Here is a 19,885-nt window from a genome sequence, read left to right as displayed (position 1 = left end):
TCAGGCCCGCGCCGCCGACGTCACTCCTCGTCCTGTTTGTCCATCCCGCCGGTGGCCTCGTAGTGCCAGCCGTCGCCGGCCGGACGAACCTTGCGGTACTCCACGTACCAGGTGCCGTCGCGGGCACTGTTGCGTTGAGCGTTGGCAAGAGCGAGGCAGGCTTGAGCAGTGAAGCCATCGACCCGGCCTGACCCGTGGCTGCCTCCGAAGTCGGCGTTCTCCGGGTTCCGGTTCCCGCCGGAGGTGATCGTGGTCGCGGTGCGGTGGTATCTGCGGTTCAACCTGTCCTATCGCGACGATGAGGAGTTGCTGGTCGAGCGCGGCGTGTTGGTCGGTCACGTCACGGTCTACCGCTGCGTGCGGCGGTTCACCCCGCTGCTGGCCGACGCCGCCCGCTTCTGCCGGCACTCACCAGGCGACAGGTGGCACGTTGATGAGACGTACGTCAAGGTCAACGGGTGTGGCGCTACGTGTACCGGGCGGTCGACCAGTACGGGCAGGTCACCGACGTGCTCGTCTCGGCCCGCCGGGACGCCGGCGCTGCCCGGCGGTTCTTCCGCCGGGCGCTGTCGACGTTGAAGTGACACCCACCGTGGTGGTCACCCACGCCGCCGCCGTCTACCCCGGCGTCCTCGACGAGCTGATCCCGTCCGCGTGGCACCACGTCGAGCAGTACGCCAACAACCCGATCGAGGCTGATCACATCCAGCTCAAACACCGATTGAAACCGATGCGCGGGCTACGAACGGACAAGACAGCACAGGTGAGCATCGCTGGACACGCCTTCATGCAGAACCTCCGACGCGGACACTACGAACTCGCCGTCGACACCCCGCCCGCTCTGCGGGTCGCCGCTGCGGTTACCGAACTCGCCCAAGCGACCTGACCGCCGACCCGACACAGGTTCAACATGTCCGCCGGTCCCCCAACGCAACACCGCCGTTCCTAGACTCGATCCGCACCGGGGCAGTCGTCGGCAACGCCAGCTTGGGCAGTGTGGGGTGTTCCCGCCCCTGGCGGCGGCACCGAAGTCGGTGCCAGCCGCCAAGCCGTAGCGGTGACACGCTCAACCCCTTGGGGCGTAATGAATACAAGCGCGCGTGCCGCGTTACAGGGTCGTGCTGCCGCACCTCGGACGGGTTCATCTGGCCAGGACGACAACCAGCGTGGCGAGGGCCCCGAGCAGCAAGGTGGCTCCGCCGAAGATGAGGTACGGCCACCGCTCGCCGGAGCGGTGCGGCTGCGGCCGAAGAGGCTGGGTCGGCATGTTCCATGCCGGAGGTGCAGCCACCCCGTTTCGGCCGGGCCAGCGCGGCGGGGGGTTGTGCGATGTCGAGTCAGCCATCGTGCAATGCCTCCGCGGGAGCGTGGTGATGCGCTGTTCGGCTGTGATCCGGGCGGGGACTACGGGGGTTGAGCAGTCCCGCCCGGTCGAAAGGTCACGCACCTCGGCCTTCCACCACCACAGGCGCTGCCCGTTTGCATGCCGTTACACCCTTGGCGCGGCGATCATCCGCAAACCTTCCAGGTAGGCACACATGTCCGTAGCTCAACTCCTGCGCGGGCAACGGTGCCCTGACCGATCAAACGAATGACCGCCCGCCCATCAGTGAATAGCCGGGTCGTTTTCGCTATCTGCGAACACGGACATGTCTCGGGTAAGTCTTTCCTAAAGGTCCCCTAAGTCGCGACAAAGGTGTTGCCCCCTAAGGCTTTTGGGCCCCTCCGTCATCGGCAGGCAGCGCCTGGTGGTGTTTCCGCTGGTCAAGGGCCACTTCTGCCTGATTGACCCTTGCGTGTGGCGCGGCTAGCGTCTGGCCCCGTTCAGCCCGGCCGCACCATCCGCCAACGAGGGAGATCAATTGCGCACGCTCAAGACGATCGGTGCCGCACTCGGCGCACTGACACTCAGCACCCTGATGCTGAGCGCCCCCGCTCAGGCCAAGCCCGGCGACCCGGTGTGGACGGCCAACGGGGCGTCCGCCATCACCGGCAAGAACGAGGTCACGCTCAAGGGGGCCAACACGTCCGTCGAGACCGCGAATCTCAACATGGAAATGGCGGCGGCGACCACCGTCAGTTTCCACTACGAGCTGGCCGACGGCGCGACGTGCAGCGCTGGCGCTCCCCGGGTCTACCTGGTCGTGAACGGCGTCAACACCAACTCCTGGGATCAGCTCATCGGTGGCAACACGCAGTGCGGTGAGGACGGCGATGTCTCCTTCACCGTCGCAACGCCCGGCACGATCAAGGAGGCCGGCGTCGTGTACGACAACGGCACCGCCGGCACCGTGGTGGTGAGCGACTTGCAAATCGGTGACGAGCTGGTCAACTTCCGGGCTCGGGTGCCCGGCCCGCCGGAGCCGCGCGACTGCGAGGCGTACCTCTACACCGGCACGAAGCAGAACCTGTGCGCCGACTTCCCGAACCCGCCCGGCAAGGTCAACTGCTCCGACGTGAAGTACCACGTCACCCTGGTCGACGTGAAGAACGACCCGTGGGGTCTGGACGGCAACCAGGGCATTCCGGGTATCGGCTGCGAGTCCAACCCGCTGAAGCCCAGCAAGCCCACGAAGCCCACGCCGAAGCCCACCCCGACCGCCACGTACACGCCGGCACCTCCCGTTCCTGCGCCTGGCGCTGGCGGCGGTCTCCCGGTCACGGGTGCCAGCGGTGGGACCCTCGCTGGTATCGGCCTGGGCGCCCTGGTCCTTGGCCTTGGCGCGGTGCTCCTAGCGCGCCGTTGGAAGGCCCGCTTCGCAGCCTGACGACAAAATGGCCCCCGGCCGCCTATCACTGGGGGCGGTTTCGAGGGGTCGTTGCAACACGAGGTCTAGCTGGTGACGGCTAGGAGCTTAGCGAGGCGCTCGGCTGGGGTGTCCCAGCCGAGCGTTTTGCGTGGGCGGGCGTTGAGTTCGGCGGCGACGGCGGCGAGGTGTTCGCGGGTGTGGACGGCCAGGTCGGTGCCTTTGGGGAAGTATTGGCGCAGCAGTCCGTTGGTGTTCTCGTTGGAGCCGCCTTGCCAGGGTGAGTGCGGGTCGCAGAAACGGGGCGACAAGCGCCGCGCCGATTAGCATGCCGACCACGACCGTGCCGACCGCGATTATCGACAGAGGGCTCAAGCCGCGTTTCGCGGGAGGTTGGGGGCGGTTCGTCGGTCTCCGCCGACCGCCGCTGCTCGGACATACCCTCGCTGCAGGCGTCGGCGGGCGGCCTGCCCTGCTGCGGGGTCACGCGGTTCACCGCCTCGGCCAGAAGCGGACGCGGAACTGTTCGATGTCGTCGAGTCTCTCGGACATGTCCATGTGGGCCAGGCGCTCACGCAGCTCGGCGCGCCCGGAGACCTCAGCGCGGGCCACGTATGCGCCCGGTGGTCCGACGGTCAGCACCGGGCTGACGCGAGTTTCCATCATCGAGCAGACATACACCTGGCCGGTCGTCAGCTCGAGCTCCACCGTCTCGAACGCCTCGTCGGCGCGGCGCACCGCCGGCGCATCGTCCCACGCCTCCAGGGTCACCATCGCCCGATGGTGCTGGCTGATGCTGGTCAGGTAGACGATGTCACGGTCAGCGTAGCAAAACCGGTCGCGGGTGAACTCGGGCGCGAAGCTGTCGGTATAGCCCGTGCCGAGGATGCTGATGAGCCGATGGTCAGGCTTCACCCGTCCGGTCGCCATCCCGGTCAGTTGTGCCACCGCTTCTCCATCGTCGTCGTTTAGGCGGGACTGCGGGGGCGGGCGCACGCGAGGTGCGCCCGCCCCCCGACATTCACTAGGGGCTGCGTCGCACGCGAACCGCGCCCGAGTTCATCACCGTCGGTGAGATGCGGTCGACATCGAACTCATTGCTGCCGGGGCTGTGATCGTAGACGACCTTCCCGGTGGCACTCTCGAAGACGACCAGTCGGATCTTGTCCGACGGAATATTCTGGCAGCCGGGGCTGTTCGATCCGTCACAATAGTCCCAGCCGTAGAGGACCCAGGTGTAACCGACCTTTCCGTCCACTGTGCTGGTCCCTCGGCCAGCGACCTTGCCGTCCTCGGTGATTACGAACCACTCCATCGCCTCAAGTTGCAGGCGGAAGCTAGTCCCGTCGACCCAGGCGAGCGTCTGGCCGTTCACCTCGGTGACTGGAACCCGCCCGCCCATTGGGTATTGCGCGGCGTAGTGGACCGAGGTCTCGCCACTCGCGTTCGGATCGGTGGCCAGTGCGCCGGTCGGAGTGGCGGTGCTACCGGCGATGCTCGCCGGCCCCTCGTTCGGGTCGTATACGACGATCATTACCGACGTCGAGCCCTGTGCCAGGTCGTCGTCGGTCACGACCAGGTCGACCGTGTACATGCCGGCGTGCTCGTAGGTGTGCGTCACCCCGCAGTTACGGCCGTTGGCGTCGAACTGCTCGTCCCACGCTTCGCCATCGTCCCACCCGTACTGACAGCGGTGCACGTCGTTGCTGCCACTGTCGGTGATGGGGGCGTCGAACACGACCGGCTCGCCGACCCGGAACAACTGCCACGGGGTCGGAGTGGTGAAGCTTACTTGAGGCGGATCGTTGCGGACGATGACCTTCGTCTGCGCGGTGACCGGCGTGCTCACGCCGTCGTCCAGCACGACTGTCGCGATGAACGTGCCGCTGTCATTGCAGGTGATGGTCGGGTTGCGACTCGCGCTGTCGCTGAAGACGCAGGACGTCCCCGGGTCCACGTCCCCGTCCGGGCGGTAGGTCCAGGACACGGCGCCGCCGGAGCCGGAAACGTACAGCCCGATCGGCTCCCCTTCCAGGCCCTGCACCTCCGGCAGAGTACGGACGATCGGCACGGTCCATTGACTGCTCGCCGATGCGAGGATCGGCGGTGTGATTGAACTGCCTGGGGGATCATGGTGGGACTGGGACGTGCTGCACTTCGACGGCTCCCAGCTTCGGTTGGCCGCGGGACACGACCTGACCTACCACCACGGTCTCGAGGTGATCTTCACCGACGTCGCATACATGGCCTGCCCGACCCAGTTCTGGGATCCTCGGTTCCGAGATCCCACCCTCGACGAGCGCGCACTGGTGCGTCGGCACGTCGGTGAAGAATCACCAGTGGTCGTTGCCTTCGACGTCGATGCACCGGCCGGGGGCGATCTTCCTTCCTGTCTCGTCGCAGCAGGGTCGGTCGAGGTGGTACACGGCCGGGTCTGGCTCCGCACGTGCGACCGCCGGAGCCATCGTGAGGTCCGCACTTTGCCGGAGCCGAGGCTGCTGCTGCTGCAGCGACGCCCAGTGCGACGGCGAGCGCGCACGACCGGCGGCACAAGCGTGCAGCGGTGAGCGTTCCGGACAGCGTGGCAGCGTCAGATCATCTGCCGCATCCGCTCCTTGCAGACCGGCGAGCAGTTGCTCCGACTCCGTCGGTTGCGGGCAGCTCGACCTGGAGCCAGGCGTCCATTGGTCAGGTCCTCGCTGCTCGGCCCGGGCCCGCAGTGGGACTGGCAGGCTTACTGCGGCTCGACGGTCGAGCGTAGCCAGCTGCCGTCGGGCTGCCGCCAGGCGCGCCAACCCACCGGCAGGTCCAGCAACTGGCCGACGTCGTGGTGGGCGACGAGGTGGACCAGATGCGCGGTGGTCACGTCCGGCTGCTCCATCGCGTCGCCGTCGAGGAACTGCCAGCTCCCGTCGTGATCGTGGATCACACGGTTGACCGGGCGGCCGCCGTCCATGATGCGCTTGAGCGTGAACACGACCTGGCAAGGATCAAGTTTCGGGTACATCCATGGCGGCGTCGGCTCGGTCCACATACTGCGCGGGTGCTCGTCCATCGGCAGCCACAGCGACGGCTGGGTCTCATGCGCGCCGTCATCGAGCTCGGGGTGACCCGGGTAGCGGCCGGCCCTGTCCGGCCACAGCAGTTGCACGACCGGAAACGGCGGACGCTGATAGTAATCGATGGCCGCGCCGAACAGTTGCCCGTACCAACTGCTGTGCACCGGAGCGAGCGCGAGCTCGTACCCGTCGATGACGCCTGCCAGCCTGCGGCCGGGGGTCAGCGGCCGCCCGTCACGGATCAGGCGGCCGACCGTGTTGACGATCTCCATGGCCCGCTGCTGCGGGATGCCGAGCAGGCACAACTCGACGCTGCCGTAGCTGTGCCACAGACCGATCGAGTAGGCCCAGTCGGGCGTGGTCATGCCAAGAACGCCGGTGACGCCCCAACCGTACTCACGAACCAGCCGGGCATTGCGGCGCTCGCGCTCCGGCCAGGACTTCTCTGCCCGCCGCCACCGAACCCGCGGTGCGCCGTCGCCCTCGCAGAGGAGGCAATGACACTCGCGGTCGGGCGCGTCGGGCATCCGCGGAGCATACAAGGCGACCACCCGGTTAGCGGCTAATGAGGATTCCAATCCGTTGGAGAACGGCGTGGTCTCGTGCAATCATCGTCAGCATGACGATGATCAGAAAGGACTGTGGCGCGTAGGCCGCCTTCGGGGGTGCGCGCTGCACGTCCACGTCGGGCTGATCGCCACATCAAAGTACCCGAGATAGACGGGCTCCCTGTCGCAGCCGCCAGACAGATTTCGCGGTACGAGCGTTCGTCCCTGTGGCCTGGTGCCGTGGCCCGTGCTCTGGCGGATTGGAAACGAGCCGTCCACCGGCCGGTCGCACGCCTCTTGCAGGACGCCGCGCAGGCCGGGTGTCCGTGCTGCGACCCCCTGGAGCACCGCGACGTGTTGGCCAAAGCGCTGGGAGCGCTGGGCCCGCGGGCACGCCGCGAACTGCTAAAGCGGCTCCGCCCGCTGGACGAGGTCTTCGAACGCCGCACGATCCACGATCCGCAGGCGCCACCCCAAAAGCCCTGGTGGCACCGGCGTGCTTGAGGCCTACCGGGCAGCCCTTCCGCGCGTGGTGGCCCATCGGCGTAACGAATTCAGGTATAGATCTGGGAGGTGCGTACGGACGGTGATGGAGCGCTTCGCTTGGCGCCCATTATCCGCGGCAGATGTGCGCACCTGATCAAGTCTGGACCGCGCCCGCTCGGCTACGCCAAGGACCAGCGGCAAGCTGACTCGCAGCGTTCGGATGAGCCCTCCGGGTGGACTTGCCGTCCAGCGGCCACTGCCGGCCCCGCCCGCTCACCGCTGCCTGGCGGCTCCCCGCAGCCAGTCGGCCCACTGGTCGGCCTCCTCCAGCCGGGCGAACCCGTTCAGCGCTGCGGCCGCCAGCCCGGCCGGCAATGAACCGCGCCCACCCACTCCCGCCACTGCGCCAGGTTGAGCTCCAGCACCCGCAGGCCCGGCAACTCCGCGACCCGGTGCAGGTCGCTGACGTCGGCCCCGGACAGGTCGAGGTGGGCCAGGGCCGGCAGGCCGGCCAGCGCCGCGATCGCGACCGGGGAACGGGACGCGAGCTTCAGCCCCCACAGGGTCGGATGCCCGCCCAGCGGCGGAAGGTCAATCTCGGCGGCGTCGATCGACAGCCACTCGATCGGCACGCCGGACGGGAGGCTCGCCGTGACCGCTGTCGCACGGTTGATCGAGACGCTGCGCAGGTGGCGGAGCGGCGCAAGCTCCGCCAGATTGAGGCGACCGCCGTCGTTGAGGTAGAGCTCCTGCACGTCGAGTCCGGCGACGACGTCAGCGACCCGCCGCTCCCCCACCTGCTCGGAGTGGCTGTACTGCGGATGGATCGAGGCGCGCCGCGGGGTACCGTCGTCCCGCAGCACCGCGAGCCTGTCGTGCAGCGCCGCCGTCACGGACTCGGCGGTATACCCCACCGGCCCGTAGAAGTCTCTGCCGTACTGGATGATCTGCCCGGACGTGCCCTGCGGCCCGGGATCGAGGTCGACCGCGCAGTAGTTGCCGCCCCAGTCGGTGCCGACCTCCACCCACCAGTCATTGCGGGAGACCCGCCGCACCCGGCCGGGCGGGTACGCCTCGTAGACGACCGGGAACACCGCGAACAGGTCGTCGGACCCGAGGCCGGTCCCGGGCTTGCCGCTCAGGTACTCCGCCACCACGGAGTCCAACGACAGCAGGGCCCCCGCGCCGAGCAGCCCGTACTCCTCATCGTCGGATACGGTGCGGTACAGCGCCCGCAGGTCCTCGGGCAGCCGCAGGCCCATGGCAGCCTCAGCGGCGCGGATCTCCTCTTCCGAATGCCCGGCGCCGAAGTCGGGCGTGCGCCCCGTCTTCCGCGTGTAGCCGAGCGCGAACTCCGCCACGAGGGCGCGAATGGTGGCGAGGACTTCCGGGTCGGTGGGCCGGTCAGTGACAGCGGCACCGGGCGGTGCCGGCATCGGCGACGCGGGGTGGTTGGGGTGCCGGTAATCGGGATCGAGTACCAGCCGCACCGGCGCCACGGTGGGCAAGTCGAAGGTGTACCGCAGCTCCGCGCGTCCTGCCTCGTCACGGGCGAGTTCGACCACGATCGGGCGGCCCTCGCCGTCCGGGCGCAGCACCTCGTCCACCCGACGCAGCAGGTCGTGCACGGCGAACCCGGTGTCCGCGAACGCTGACCGGCCGGCAGCATCGAACGTGTGCAACGAACTGCCGGCCCCGGGTCGGTGACACCCCTGCAGGACCGCCACGCCCGTGCCGGCCAACGCCGACGCCATGTCTCCCACCAGCCCACGCAGATCCGTCATCGCCGATCCCTCCCCAAGATCCACGAACAAGATAGCGCGCACTGTTCCGGCATGACCGCGCGACCAGCGGCAGATCAGTGCATCTGTCACGGCCAGGGATGAGGCCGCAGAGACCGCACCGGCGGACTGAACACAACCTCGCCGATGGGGCTGCATGAGCGGTGCCCCCCGGCAGGTCGGCGACCGGCCGTAGGGCGCCGATCACGCATCTTGCGCCGGCTCGCAGGGAGCCTGCGGGCAGGCCCGCCGTCTCGTTCGTCCAGCCGCCGGACGTCGGTCACGGCCGGTTGGCATTCCCGATATCCGCCGCTTGCCACCCGGATCCGATGACACCCTGAACGCGGGGAGTGCGGTCGCGCGTTCAGGAGAGGCGGCATCGGAATCACGTGGACGGCCTCTGATGCGTACCGCGTTGATCGTGTTGGCCGCGCTGGCGGCGGCCGTGGTCGTGGACCTGGTCACCGGCGTGCTGATCCGCCGGGCTGCCCGTGGCCGCTACAAGTGGCTGCTGGAACCGCTGCGGCACGCCTGCCGCCGCCCAGCGGGCGCGGCCCTGCTGGTCGGGGCGCTGTACTACGCGCTGCCGCCCGGACCGGCCGAGTGGCAGCGTTATCTGCGGCACACCGTCCTGCTGGTCCTGATCGCCCTCAGCTCGTGGCTGGTGATCAGGACATTGAACGTCGCCGAAACGGTCTCGTTCAGCAAGCTGCCGAGCGATCTGGTCACCAGCCGACGGATCCGGCGGGCCCGGACCCAGATCCGCCCCGTGCGGCGGCTCACCGTCGCCGTGATTACGGTCGTCGCAATCGGCCTGATCCTGATCACCTTCCGGCCGGTACGCCTCGCCGGCATCTCCATTCTGACCTCGGCCGGCGTGATCGGCGCGGTGATCGGCCTCTCCGCGCGAACCGCGCTCGGCAACGCGTTCGCCGGCATCCAGGTCGCCTTCGCCGACGGGATGCACGTCGGCGACGTGCTGGTAGTGGACGGCGAATGGGGCCGAGTCGAGGAGGTGAAGCTGACCAACGTGGTGATCCGGCTCTGGGACGAGCGGATGCTCATCCTGCCGACCACGTACTTCACCGAGCGGCCGTTCCAGAACTGGACCCGGAACGAGTCCCGGGTGGTCGGCAAAATCCAGATCCATGTCGACCACACCGCCGACCTGGACGAACTGCGCCGGGAGGCCCGCCGATTGGTCGAGTCCTCACCGCTGTGGGATCGAGACCAGTGGGTGCTCCAGATGGTCGACGCCACCCCGCAGACCGTGGTCATCCAGGTGCAGGCCTCGGCCGCGGACGGCGCCAGCGCCTGGGACCTGCGCTGCGACCTACGCGAGGGACTGGTCCGCTACCTGCGCGACCAGCACCCCCAGTGGCTGCCCCGCACCCGTAGCCAGTACCAGCCCTGACCTGCGGGTCCGGCGTGGCCGCCCGGGCGCAGATGAATGAGTCGGCGCCTACCGGGGACTAGCTGGACCGGGCCGACAGAGACGGGAGGCGGCGATGGGCGTCGACCGGGACTGCACCGAGGTGGGGGACGACTTCGTCTGGGTCACCGGTACCGTGTTGGCGACGGCGCCACGGACCGGCGCCGCGCCCGGGGGAGCGGCCGAGCCGGCTGCGGGAGTGTGGTGACCGGGCGTGGGTCCGTGGTCGTGGGTGTCGTGGCCGCCCCCGGGGCCGCGGCCGACCTGGCGCGGGAGGCCGCCACGGAGCTCGCCGACCGGCTCCGCAACCGGGTCCCGGAGGTCGACTGGGCGGTACGCCTCCAGGTGGCGCGGCTCGTCGAAGGGCCGGCCGACCTCGGCCAGCTCATCGAGGCAGCCCGGCGCCGGATGCTGGCCGAGGGCTGGAGTCTGGTCCTCTGCGTGACGGACCTGCCGTTGCAGACCGCGCGGCGGCCCGTGGTCGCGCACGCCAGCACCACCCACGGCGTCGCGGTCCTTTCCATGCCCGCGCTCGGCCCTGTCGCCGTGGCCCGGCGGATGGCCGAGGCCGGGGACCGGCTCCTCGCGGCACTGCTCGGCGATACCGACGCCGTCGGCGATCCGGTACGGGCTGGCCCGCGCCGCCGGCGCCTGGCCACCGGACGGCGGGCCCGGGAACTCGGCGCGCGCGTGAACCCCCAGGCGTCCGGCATCGGCCTGCTGGCCGGGGTGATCGGCGGCAACCTGCGGCTGCTGCTCGGCATGCTCCGGGCGAACCGGCCGTGGCGGCTGGCCGTCCGGCTCTCCCGGCTGCTGGTTGGTGCCTTCGCGACCGCCGTCCTCGCCCTGGTGAGCGCCGATATTTGGCAGCTGTCGGCGGCTTTGGGCAACCTGCGGCTCGGCCTGCTCGCGGCCGGCTCCGTCCTGGCGGTGGTGCTGACCATGGTGCTCGGCGCGCGCCTCTGGGAGCGGGTTCCGCGCGACCCGGGGGCCCGGGAGCAGGTCGTCCTCTTCAACGTGGTCAGCGTGCTCACCGTGGTGATCGGCGTCCTCGCGCTGTATGTGGCGCTCGCCGCGCTGACCATCGTCGGGGCGATCGCCCTCGTCCCCTGGGACCTGCTCGCTGAATCCACCGGCCGACCGGCCGGCGTCGCCCACCAGGTCAAGCTGGGCTGGCTGGCCAGCTCGCTGGCGACGGTCGGCGGCGCGCTCGGCGCCGGACTAGAGTCCGACTCGGCGGTACGCGAGGCGGCGTACCGCTATCAGCCCGACGCGGAGCTGACCGGCGAGCAGGGTCGGCCGGACCCGACCGGCGGGGCCGGACCGGGACCGAGCGGCGAGTCCGGGTCGCCGCGCAGAGGCAGGTCTGAGCCGGAGCGGAACCACGAGGCCGGCTGACGGCCCTGGTCGGCGCTGTGATCAGGACCCGGTCACGGCGTTGCCCTCGGCGGCCCGGATCATCGCCAGCAGGGCGATGCCGTCGGTGGGCTGGTCCGCGGTGAGGCTGGCTATCACGGTGGCGCACCGCGGGCCGGGACGGGCGTGGGTGCGCGCCCAACGGAGTGATAAACCGCGACGCACGCCGACGGGCGGCGGCGAACGACGGCGGGCGTCGACCGGAGCGTTCGCGACCCAGCGAACCGCCGCTGACCTGCTGCGGACGGTCGCCGAGCGGGAGCCGCGGATCCGGTGCCGTGGCGCCGCTGCCCGCGGTCGACCCGGAGCTGCTGAACCTCGCCATCCCCTGGGTACTGGGGGGCGGTCCCCTACGTGCTGCGGCCGCTGGCCGACGGCGTCTTGGAGCTGCCCCGCTGTCCCGAGGCGGGCGCGGCACCCGGCTGCGCCCGACCGCGACGGCCGGTGGGAGGGCCTCAACGGCTACTTCGCCGGCGTGCGGCTGCGGGTCGAGCGCGACGCCGCAGGCGCGGTGAGCCACCTCGACCTCGGCACCTTCGTCTGCACCCGGCAGCCCCTACAACTCGACGGCGCCGGTGCCGGCGGTGTCGACCCGGCCGCTTGGCGAGTCGGCTGACCCTATGAACGCACTGATCCGGCACGACCGGACGTCCTCGCACCCGGACGTACCCACCGCTGGCGGCTACCTAGGGTGCCGGGGCCCTCCGACGCCGACGCGCACGATCGGCGGCAGATCCGGATACTCGATCACCCGCCCGTTCGACCCGCCCGTTCGGGTTCTTGGCGACATGCCAGGTTATTCCGCGAAGGCGGTGCCGGTTGCGGTAAGTGTGGAGGAGGAGGTGTCCGATGACGCTGCCGTACGCGACCTTGCCGGGCGACCTCGACCACCTGATCGCCGACGAGCACGTGGTGGCGAACCGCATCTTCGAGCACCTCGAGGCCGGACGCGGTGACCGGCGCATGCTGGTCGACCAGGTGAGTTACGGCCGCGCCCTGCACGCCCACGCCGAGGAGGAGGTGTTGTATCCGGCGCTGGCCGAGATCGGCGCCGCCGCGGACGCCGAGGAGGGGCGGGACGAGCACCAGGCCCTCAAGAGGCTGCTCGTCCTGCTCGACCATGCGGATCCCGGCAGCCACAAATTCGAGCGGGCGCTGAACAAGCTGATCGGCGGTATCCGGCACCACATCGAGAAGGAGGAACGGGAGTTCCTGCCGGCGCTGCGTCGGGCGGTGGGCGCGGAGGAGATGGGTCGGCTCGGCGAGCGGTACCTCGCCGCCAAGCGGTCGGCCCCGGCCCGCTCGCATCCCACCGTCCCGCCCACCGGACGCCGTCGCAGCCTCATGCACGTGGCCGCCGGGTTCATGGACAAGGTACGCGACCGGGTATCCGGCCGCAGCAACGTCCTGTCGACCGACGCCTCCTGGCTGCTCGACACCCAGGCGCAGCGGATCCTCGACACCTGGTCCCGACTGGTACTGGCCCCGTACGAGCTCCTCACCGTCGAGCAGGCCCGCCAGCAGCCGAGCCTCGCCGACGCGGCGATGGAGATCCTGCAGCAGGACGGGCGGCCGACGGACCCCGAGGAGGTCGGATCGGCAGCGGACGTCACCGTGCCCGGCCCGGGTGGTGATCTGGTCGTACGCGTCTACAAGCCGCTCGGCCAGACCTCCGATCCGGTGCCCGTCGTGATGTGGGTGCACGGTGGCGGGTGGATCCTGTTCACGAACGACGACTATGACGCGTCCTGCCGCGCCCTGGTCAACCGGACGGGCGCCATCGTGGTGTCGCCGGAGTATCGCAAGGCTCCCGAGCACGTGTTCCCGGCCGCCCACGAGGACGTGCTGGCCACCTACCGGTGGCTGCGGACCAACGCCACCGGGCTCGGCGGCGACCCGTCACGCATCGCCATCGGTGGCGAGGGCGTCGGGGCGAACATGGCGGCCGCGACCTGCGGTCAGCTCAAGCAGGCAGGTGAGCCACTGCCCGTGGCGCAGGTGCTCGTCTGCCCGCTGACCACCACCGCCCAGTACGGCGCGTCCATGCGGGACGCCGCAGACGCCCGGCCGCTGAATCGTCCACTGCTGTCCTGGCTGATGATGCACGCCTTCCGTGGCGTGACCGACAGCCTGAAAGACCCCAGGGTCGATCTGCTCCCGCTCTCCGCGCAGAGCCTCGCCGGTCTGCCGCCGACACTGATCGTCACCACCGACCGCGACGTGCTGCAGAGCCAGGGCGACGAGTGGTGCGCCCGCTTGGAGGCCGCCGGCGTGCGGGCCACGTCGGTCCGTTACGGGGCAGTGATGCACGACTTCTTCGGCCTTGCCGCGGTGCTGGACAAGGCCGCGCACGCCCAAGAGGAGGTCGCCCTGCACCTGCGCCAGGCGTTCGGGGAGGCCCCGGCCGCACATCCGTTGGATGGTGCGCCAATGCGAGGGCCCAAGGTCATCGGGTGACGCTGGCTGCCATGCCGCGGATCGTCCAGCTGCTGGCCTCGCCCGTACATCGGTATGTGGGCCGGCCCGCGGACGGTCCGGCGCCGGCGCCGTCGGGCGAACTGGTCGAGGAGGTCCGGATTCGGGCGGGCCTGGGCATCGTCGGCGACCGGTACTTCGGCAAGCAGGCGCATCGCAACGCGAGCGTGACCGTGATCGCGCAGGAGTCCTTGCCACCCGGCGTTGATCTGGTGCAGGTCCGGCGCAACGTCCTCACTGCCGGCATCGCCGTTTTTGGGTCAGCCTGGGGTGAGGAGGCAGAATTCGTTGCCTTGCGGGTCTGCGAGGACGGTCCACGGGACATCGTTTTGGCCTAGGTCGATGGCGGTGGCGCCGAGAGTCCGCAGTCTGGCCGCCTCGGCCTCCAGGTCGTCACCTGAGTATGGGCGGACGTCGAGGTGGACGCGGTTCCACACGGTCTTCACGTCGGGTGTGCGGAGGAACTGCAGATATGGGCCGACGCCCTTGGCGGAGCGCAGTACCGCCTTGTGATCGGTCACCTCGTGCAGGGCCCAGTCCATGGCCTCGCCCCAGAAGCGGGCCATGGCTCGCGGATCCGCGCAGTCGACCACTACCGCGGCGATCGGTCCGGTGTCTCGGTAGAGCGGTCGGGGGTCCAGCACACAGAACTCGTTGCCCTCTGGGTCGACCATGACCGTCCATGGGACGTCACCCTGGCCTACGTCGGCAGGTGTTGCGCCGAGATCCTTCAGGCGCGCGACCACCTCCGCCTGATGGGCAGCCGAGCTGGTGGCGAGGTCGACGTGCACGCGGTTCTTCACCGTCTTGGGTTCCGGGGAGACGATGAGGTCAAGGCAGACAGCGACAGGGTCGGGGTAGACGAAGCCCTCAGGTTCGAGGTTGGTCACGCCGGGTCCCTCGCTGGAGACTCCCCAGCCGAGCGCCTCCGCCCAGAAACGCCCAGCGCGGAGTCGTCCCGAGCCTTCATGTTGATCTGAACAAGCCGCGTTGCCATCCCGACGATGCTAGCGGCAGTCTGGCACGTCAAGATCAGCCGTACTGATCTCGGCACGACCGGACGTCCTCGCGCCCGCACGTACCACCGCTGGCGGCTACCTAGAGTGACGGGGCGCTCCGACGCCGACGCGCACGAACGGCGGCAGATCAGTGAACCTGGTAGCGTCCGCGATCGATCCGGCGCCGATGCTGAGACGCGTCCCCAGGGTAGGACGCACTTTCCTCCCAGGGAGACAACCATGTCCGACTCCATCCGGCTCGCCTCGGTCACGCTGGACTGTCCCGACACGAAGCTGATGGCGACCTTCTATGCCGAGATCACCGGTGGCACGATTACCAATCTGGATGACCACTGGGCCACGGTCATCTGCCGGACCGGCCGCATGGACTTCCAGCGGGTGGTCGGTTACACGCCCCCGATTTGGCCCGACCCCACATCGTCCATCCAGTTGCACCTTGAGTTCTACGTCGAAGACCGCGCCGTCGCAGAATTGCGCGTGTTGAAGGCGGGAGCGAGCAAGTACGAGTTCCAGCCCAACAGCGAGCAATGCTATGTGTACGCGGATCCGGCCGGTCATCCGTTCTGTCTCACGACATGGGTTGACATGAGGCCCCAAACGAGCGGACCGGCCGCATAAGCGGCGCGCTCTTCTCGGCACGACTGCGCACCGAGCGGCGAGAACGAACGCGCGGTTCACGGCAGATGCGGATGTTGGGACCTGTGGTCGTAGGCCCCGGGCCTAAGGGACGTCTCGTAACCCCGGTGTCTGTCTGGTGAGGACGGTCGGTCAGGATGCCTGGATGCAGGTGATCACCGCGGCCCGGCCGGCATGGGTATTTCCGTTCACGGGGTTGCAGCCCGCCCAGTTCCGCACACTGGTCCGCTTGGTCGCGGAGCGTGGCGGGGACGCCGTCGCCGATGGCCGGCCGGGCCGGCAGTGGGCCCTGGACCTCGCCGACCGGGTGCTGCTGGTCGCCGCGTACTGGCGCACCAACCTGACGATGCGGCAGATCGGCCCGCTGTTCGGGGTGTCTCACTCCGCTGCGCACCGGGTCATCGACACCCTCGGCCCGCTACTGGCACTGGCGCCGGTGCGCCGCCGGCCGGTTGACCAGATCGCCATCGTCGACGGCACCCTGATCCCCACCCGTGATCACCGCCTGGCCGCCCCGAGCAAGAATTACCGGTACTCGACGAACCTGCAGGTCGCCATCGACGCCAGCACCCGCCTGGTCATCGCCGTCGGCGATCCGCAGCCCGGCAACCGCAACGACACGATCGTCTACCGCAGCTCAGGCATCCAGGAGAAGCTGGACGGACGGCCGGTCATGGCCGACGGCGGCTACCGCGGCAACCCCGAGGTGATCATCCCGTACCGCAAGCCCGCCGACGGCAGCGACCTGCCGCACTGGAAGCAAGCCCTCAACGTCGAACACCGGACCGTTCGAGCAGGGGTCGAACATGCCTTGGCCAGGATGAAGTGCTTCAAGATCCTGCGCGACTACCGCCGCGCCGCCCACACATTGACCGACGCCGCTTCCGGCATCGCCAACCTCCACAACATCATCCTCGCTGGCTGACCACCGACCCGGCGCCGGGCAACGCCTTCACCCGGTTACGAGACGTCCCTTAGGCTGGGCCGCCATGAGTGAAGAACTGCTCAACCAAGTCGTGTACACCGACTACGGCCAGCTGACGTTGGAGTGGGGCGAAGATATCTGGGACGGCGACGCTGATCGATTCTTCAAGGACCAACAGAACGGGCTCGTCGGCGCGGCGGTCCCCGACAACGTCGTGATCATGCTTGCCCGTCGGTCAGGCGGTTCCCCCGTACGCATCGTGCTGGAGGCCACCGAGCCAAGAGCAAGTGCCGACTGGGAAGACGTCGTCGAGGCATCGTTCGATTTGCCCCTAGGTCGCGTCATGCGATGGTCGACCTGGGCGGGCGAGTCCGGCGGGCCGCTCGCCGTGCCGCCAGGGCAATACCGTCTGAGAGTGTCGGCCGCGGGTCGGGACGCCGGCGCGCAGGGCGAGTTCGCCGACGAGGTGGTTGATAGGTATCTCATCGAACTGTGGCCTGCGCCAGCGGCGCCGGATGCTGTACTTCGTGTGGGCAGCGACAACGCCGGCTACTGGCACAAGACATGGGGAAGTCGCCGCTGAGCCGCCTCACCGGTCTTTGGCACGGGCCGGCCACGGGCTCTCGGACGTCGGACAACGGCGTCTGCTCGGAGACCCATGGCAAGGTTCTTAACTGCCCGCACGACCCATCCGCTCATCGGCCAGGTTCGAAAGCCGAGCGGTCAGCCGCGCACAGGGCGTCCAACACATTGGGTGCCCACGGGGCTGACCGTCAGATGCCGCGGACCTCGGACAGTTGATCGCTGAAGGAAGGCCGGCCTGCTGCGAGGCTTCACTTCGAGCTTTTCCGGCTCCGTTCGTGTGCCGCACGCCGATCCCCTACTGGTTTCGGCGCAGAACCGTCTGGGGGCGAGCGCCCGGCGCGACCTCTTTGCGTTGTCGGTCCACCCCAACCTTGCACACAACGTGAGTCGCTGACCGATCTTGTCAGGCCGTGACAGGCGGCCGGCGAGTTCGTCCGACCTGACAGCCGAGACCTGGGCGGTGCATGTCATCCACGACATGCCCGCCCGGTGGGGACCTGCCCATCCGGTGAGGCCTACGGTCCGGCACGGCTGGCGCGGCGTACTGACACCGCAATCCATCGCCACATGCGAGGGAGGAGCGCCCCCACCGGACCGGACAAGTCCTCGCTCTGGTCCCCACCGCGGCGGCCCGCATATTCCTTGTGGAGCGCTGCAATGCACACGTCTCTCTCCCTCCTGTCCGACCTCGCCGCCGCCGTGCCACAGCCCTTGGCGGCTCCCAAGAGCATCAACGAGGTCATCTCCGGAATAACGGGCTGGGTCATGGGCATCATCGCGTTGGTCGCGACGATGTTCCTGGTCATCGGCGGCCTGCGCTACATGGCGGCCGGCGGGGACCCCGCTCAGGTCGAGCAGGCCAAGGGCAACGTCAAGTCCGCGCTGATGGGCTACGCCCTGGCTGTGCTGTCTCCGGTCATCCTGCAGGTGCTGCAGGGCATCATCGGCGGCTGAGGCGCCGTCATGGTTGATTGGCTCATGAGCGGCCTGGTCAGCTGGCTCGCCGAGAACGTCACCGACCTGCTCGGCGGCCTGCTGGCCTTCCTGGCATCGTCGATCTTCGTATCGCCGGACTTCACCGTCCTGCCGCAGGTGCAGTCGATCGCCGAGAAGGGCGCCCTGGTCGTCAGCGCCTGCTTCATCCTCGCGATCATCACCGTGGGTATCACCACGATGCTCAGCAGCTCGGTCGAGGTGCGCTACGGCATCAAGGAGCTGGTCCCCCGGCTCGTCGTCGGGTTCGTCCTGTCCACGTTCGCCCTCCCGTTGACCGCTGTGCTTATCGGCGTCGCCAACGCTTTGACGGTGTCGATGGCTGGTGAGTCGGCGCCAACCACCGAGGCGGTCACCTTCGCCCAGGCTCGCATCGCCTCGGCGATGACCGACCAGGGCGCCGCCCTGCTCACGGTCATCATCGGCCTGCTCATCGTCGTGCTGATGTTCATGCTCGTCGGCACCTGGCTGGTGCGAATCGGGGTGCTGGTCATCCTGGCCGGGGTCGCGCCGGTGGCGCTGGCCTGCTACGCCACCCCGTGGACGCAGGGCGCCGCGGAGCTGTGGTGGCGCACCCTGCTGGGTTGTCTGGCCACTCCCACGCTGCAGGCGGTCGCGTTCTCGGCGGGCATCAACCTGCTGATCGATCCCGGGTCAAACCTGCCGATCCTGCTCGGCCTGCCCGGCTCGGACACGGTGAACCTCATGCTCGTCATCGTCGTGCTGTGGGTCACGCTCAAGGTCCCCACGATGATGCGCCGCTACGTCAGCGGCGCCGGGTCGTCGAACTCCGGCGGGGTTCTGCTGCGTGCGGTGGTTGTCCAGGGCGTCACCCGCCACCTGCCGCTCAGCCGGTTGGGGCGCGCCGCCCTGCGAGGCGGGCGATGAACGCCGAGGACGCTGCCCCGCGTGCTGTCGTCCCAGCCAATGTCAACGAGCCGGACCGCATCGCGTTCGGGCTGACGTTCCGGCAGCTCGCCATCATCGGCGGCGCCGGGATGGCCGGGTTCGGTTGCTACCGCACGATGGGTCATCTGCTGCCTGCGGTGGTCTGGATCGTCGCCGGGGTCATCGTGTTCGCTGTCGCGATCGTGGTGGCGCTCGGCCGACGTGACGGCCTGCCCCTGGACGTGTGGCTGCGACACGGGTTCACGCTCAGCCGCAGCCCCCGCACTCTCACCCCGGGTGCGGCTCGGGCCAGCTCCGTCGCGGTCGTGGCTGGCAAGGCGATCGTTCCGGCGCCGCTGCGCTCTGCGGTCACGACCGTCAGCCCGACCGGAGTCCTCACCAGCGAGGGCGGCGCCAAGGTGCTGATCGGCTGCGGCACCACCAACATCCACCTGCGCAGCGGCGGCGAGCAGGGGGCGCTGCTGGACGGGTTCGGCCGGTTCCTGAACAGCCTGACCGGCGCGGCGCAGATCGTCGTGGCCGCGCAGCGGCACGACCTGAGCGTCTACGCGCAGGCCATCGTCGAGCACGCGCTGCGCCTGCCGCATCCGGCGTTGCGGGCCGCCGCCGACAACTACGCGCAGTTCCTGCTCGACCTCGACAGCCAACGTGATCCGCTGCGCCGCCAGGTCCTTGCCGTCGTCACCGGTGAGCACGCGGCCGATACCGCCGTGCGCGCCCTGTCTGCGCTCGGCGTGGAGGCCGCCGCCTTGGACGGGCCGGCGGTCGCCTCGGCCCTGGCCAACGCCGTCGATCCGTTCAGCCCACCGGTGCCTGGCCCGCGAGCGGTGCCCGGCGCCCCGATCACCCTACGGAGCCCATCGTGAACCTGGTG

19 protein-coding genes and 4 pseudogenes are annotated in these 19,885 nt (G+C 69.3%); 15 read left to right on the top strand and 8 right to left on the bottom strand.

Annotated elements, in window-relative coordinates; genetic code table 11:
* Positions 1–20: 20 nt before the first annotated feature.
* Complete coding sequence (locus BUS84_RS38525; protein ID WP_167627008.1) at positions 21–281, bottom strand: hypothetical protein; 261 nt, start codon at positions 279–281, stop codon at positions 21–23.
* Between BUS84_RS38525 and BUS84_RS01410 the strand changes: the two are divergent.
* Positions 199–886, top strand: a pseudogene (locus tag BUS84_RS01410) (IS6 family transposase). The gene BUS84_RS38525 and the pseudogene BUS84_RS01410 overlap by 83 nt on opposite strands.
* A gap of 255 nt (positions 887–1,141) precedes the next feature.
* Here BUS84_RS01410 and BUS84_RS40515 read toward each other — a convergent pair.
* Positions 1,142–1,267, bottom strand: coding sequence for a hypothetical protein (locus tag BUS84_RS40515; RefSeq protein WP_280175085.1), 126 nt, complete (start codon positions 1,265–1,267; stop codon positions 1,142–1,144).
* 595 nt (positions 1,268–1,862) lie between these two features.
* Between BUS84_RS40515 and BUS84_RS01405 the strand changes: the two genes are divergently transcribed.
* Positions 1,863–2,768 (top strand): hypothetical protein, encoded by a 906-nt coding sequence (locus BUS84_RS01405; RefSeq protein ID WP_074308082.1) that lies wholly within the window; start codon positions 1,863–1,865, stop codon positions 2,766–2,768.
* Between the two features lie 65 nt (positions 2,769–2,833).
* On the opposite strand, the pseudogene BUS84_RS01400 reads toward BUS84_RS01405, so the two are convergent.
* The 3 genes and pseudogenes from BUS84_RS01400 to BUS84_RS01390 form a co-directional block, all read right to left on the bottom strand.
* Positions 2,834–3,046 (bottom strand): annotated as a pseudogene (locus BUS84_RS01400) (transposase); the annotation flags it as partial.
* Positions 3,047–3,239: 193 nt separating this feature from the next.
* On the bottom strand, positions 3,240–3,695 hold the full coding sequence (locus tag BUS84_RS01395) for a hypothetical protein (protein ID WP_143728143.1): 456 nt from the start codon (positions 3,693–3,695) through the stop codon (positions 3,240–3,242).
* Between the two features lie 76 nt (positions 3,696–3,771).
* A complete protein-coding gene (locus tag BUS84_RS01390) occupies positions 3,772–4,704 on the bottom strand; it encodes a PKD domain-containing protein (RefSeq protein ID WP_143728142.1) in 933 nt (310 codons plus the stop codon).
* A 190-nt stretch (positions 4,705–4,894) separates the two neighbouring features.
* Here BUS84_RS01390 and BUS84_RS01385 point away from each other — a divergent pair, with 190 nt between their 5' ends.
* Positions 4,895–5,314, top strand: coding sequence for a hypothetical protein (locus BUS84_RS01385; protein WP_074308076.1), 420 nt, complete (start codon positions 4,895–4,897; stop codon positions 5,312–5,314).
* 167 nt (positions 5,315–5,481) lie between these two features.
* Here BUS84_RS01385 and BUS84_RS01380 read toward each other — a convergent pair whose 3' ends face one another.
* A complete protein-coding gene (locus tag BUS84_RS01380) occupies positions 5,482–6,333 on the bottom strand; it encodes a DUF4262 domain-containing protein (RefSeq protein WP_074308074.1) in 852 nt (283 codons plus the stop codon).
* An 851-nt stretch (positions 6,334–7,184) separates the two neighbouring features.
* On the bottom strand, positions 7,185–8,624 hold the full coding sequence (locus BUS84_RS01370) for an SMI1/KNR4 family protein (protein WP_159450943.1): 1,440 nt from the start codon (positions 8,622–8,624) through the stop codon (positions 7,185–7,187).
* A 400-nt stretch (positions 8,625–9,024) separates the two neighbouring features.
* On the opposite strand from BUS84_RS01370, the gene BUS84_RS01365 reads away from it, so the two are divergent.
* The 6 genes and pseudogenes from BUS84_RS01365 to BUS84_RS01350 all read left to right on the top strand — a co-directional run.
* Positions 9,025–10,035, top strand: a complete 1,011-nt coding sequence (locus tag BUS84_RS01365; protein ID WP_084757009.1) for a mechanosensitive ion channel family protein — start codon at positions 9,025–9,027, stop codon at positions 10,033–10,035.
* Positions 10,036–10,129: 94 nt separating this feature from the next.
* Positions 10,130–10,261, top strand: coding sequence for a hypothetical protein (locus tag BUS84_RS40510; RefSeq protein WP_280175084.1), 132 nt, complete (start codon positions 10,130–10,132; stop codon positions 10,259–10,261).
* Positions 10,258–11,451 carry a hypothetical protein gene (locus BUS84_RS01360; RefSeq protein ID WP_208869486.1) on the top strand — a complete coding sequence of 398 codons (1,194 nt, stop codon included), beginning with the start codon at positions 10,258–10,260 and terminating at the stop codon, positions 11,449–11,451. The genes BUS84_RS40510 and BUS84_RS01360 overlap by 4 nt, the downstream gene beginning before the upstream one ends.
* Before the next feature lie 76 nt (positions 11,452–11,527).
* Complete coding sequence (locus BUS84_RS41030; RefSeq protein WP_425293434.1) at positions 11,528–12,085, top strand: DUF7586 domain-containing protein; 558 nt, start codon at positions 11,528–11,530, stop codon at positions 12,083–12,085.
* Positions 12,086–12,318: 233 nt separating this feature from the next.
* Positions 12,319–13,926, top strand: coding sequence for an alpha/beta hydrolase fold domain-containing protein (locus BUS84_RS01355; protein WP_074308068.1), 1,608 nt, complete (start codon positions 12,319–12,321; stop codon positions 13,924–13,926).
* An 11-nt stretch (positions 13,927–13,937) separates the two neighbouring features.
* Positions 13,938–14,198: pseudogene (locus tag BUS84_RS01350) on the top strand (molybdenum cofactor biosysynthesis protein); the annotation flags it as partial.
* A 6-nt stretch (positions 14,199–14,204) separates the two neighbouring features.
* Here the strand turns inward: BUS84_RS01350 and BUS84_RS01345 are convergent.
* A pseudogene (locus BUS84_RS01345) lies at positions 14,205–14,941 on the bottom strand (VOC family protein).
* A gap of 241 nt (positions 14,942–15,182) precedes the next feature.
* Here BUS84_RS01345 and BUS84_RS01340 point away from each other — a divergent pair.
* From BUS84_RS01340 to BUS84_RS01315, 6 genes are all read left to right on the top strand, one after another.
* Positions 15,183–15,581: a VOC family protein gene (locus BUS84_RS01340; protein ID WP_074308066.1), complete on the top strand. Its 399-nt coding sequence runs from the start codon at positions 15,183–15,185 to the stop codon at positions 15,579–15,581.
* Positions 15,582–15,744: 163 nt separating this feature from the next.
* Complete coding sequence (locus BUS84_RS01335) at positions 15,745–16,524, top strand: IS5/IS1182 family transposase (protein ID WP_074308064.1); 780 nt, start codon at positions 15,745–15,747, stop codon at positions 16,522–16,524.
* Positions 16,525–16,588: 64 nt separating this feature from the next.
* A complete protein-coding gene (locus BUS84_RS01330) occupies positions 16,589–17,107 on the top strand; it encodes a hypothetical protein (protein WP_074308062.1) in 519 nt (172 codons plus the stop codon).
* Between the two features lie 659 nt (positions 17,108–17,766).
* Positions 17,767–18,063, top strand: coding sequence for a pilin (locus BUS84_RS01325; RefSeq protein ID WP_074308060.1), 297 nt, complete (start codon positions 17,767–17,769; stop codon positions 18,061–18,063).
* A 9-nt stretch (positions 18,064–18,072) separates the two neighbouring features.
* Positions 18,073–18,990: a conjugal transfer protein TrbL family protein gene (locus BUS84_RS01320; protein WP_074308058.1), complete on the top strand. Its 918-nt coding sequence runs from the start codon at positions 18,073–18,075 to the stop codon at positions 18,988–18,990.
* The gene (locus tag BUS84_RS01315) at positions 18,987–19,877 is read left to right on the top strand and encodes a PrgI family protein (RefSeq protein WP_074308056.1); all 891 of its coding nucleotides are present in this window, start codon (positions 18,987–18,989) and stop codon (positions 19,875–19,877) included. The genes BUS84_RS01320 and BUS84_RS01315 overlap by 4 nt, the downstream gene beginning before the upstream one ends.
* Positions 19,878–19,885: the final 8 nt, after the last annotated feature.

The organism is Micromonospora cremea (assembly GCF_900143515.1).
Classification (GTDB): Bacteria; Actinomycetota; Actinomycetes; order Mycobacteriales; family Micromonosporaceae; genus Micromonospora; species Micromonospora cremea.
The sequence above is the reverse complement of the archived record's forward strand: the minus strand, read 5'-3'. Positions and strand labels throughout refer to the sequence as shown.

Bases quoted from the DNA above. Each gene is read 5' to 3' on its own strand.
- BUS84_RS40515 (WP_280175085.1), bottom strand. From the start codon at position 1,267: ATGCCGACCCAGCCTCTTCGGCCGCAGCCGCACCGCTCCGGCGAGCGG.
- BUS84_RS01380 (WP_074308074.1), bottom strand. From the start codon at position 6,333: ATGCCCGACGCGCCCGACCGCGAGTGTCATTGCCTCCTCTGCGAGGGC.
- BUS84_RS01370 (WP_159450943.1), bottom strand. From the start codon at position 8,624: ATGACGGATCTGCGTGGGCTGGTGGGAGACATGGCGTCGGCGTTGGCC.
- BUS84_RS01365 (WP_084757009.1), top strand. From the start codon at position 9,025: ATGCGTACCGCGTTGATCGTGTTGGCCGCGCTGGCGGCGGCCGTGGTC.
- BUS84_RS40510 (WP_280175084.1), top strand. From the start codon at position 10,130: ATGGGCGTCGACCGGGACTGCACCGAGGTGGGGGACGACTTCGTCTGG.
- BUS84_RS41030 (WP_425293434.1), top strand. From the start codon at position 11,528: ATGCCGTCGGTGGGCTGGTCCGCGGTGAGGCTGGCTATCACGGTGGCG.
- BUS84_RS01355 (WP_074308068.1), top strand. From the start codon at position 12,319: ATGACGCTGCCGTACGCGACCTTGCCGGGCGACCTCGACCACCTGATC.
- BUS84_RS01340 (WP_074308066.1), top strand. From the start codon at position 15,183: ATGTCCGACTCCATCCGGCTCGCCTCGGTCACGCTGGACTGTCCCGAC.
- BUS84_RS01335 (WP_074308064.1), top strand. From the start codon at position 15,745: ATGCAGGTGATCACCGCGGCCCGGCCGGCATGGGTATTTCCGTTCACG.
- BUS84_RS01330 (WP_074308062.1), top strand. From the start codon at position 16,589: ATGAGTGAAGAACTGCTCAACCAAGTCGTGTACACCGACTACGGCCAG.
- BUS84_RS01325 (WP_074308060.1), top strand. From the start codon at position 17,767: ATGCACACGTCTCTCTCCCTCCTGTCCGACCTCGCCGCCGCCGTGCCA.
- BUS84_RS01320 (WP_074308058.1), top strand. From the start codon at position 18,073: ATGGTTGATTGGCTCATGAGCGGCCTGGTCAGCTGGCTCGCCGAGAAC.
- BUS84_RS01315 (WP_074308056.1), top strand. From the start codon at position 18,987: ATGAACGCCGAGGACGCTGCCCCGCGTGCTGTCGTCCCAGCCAATGTC.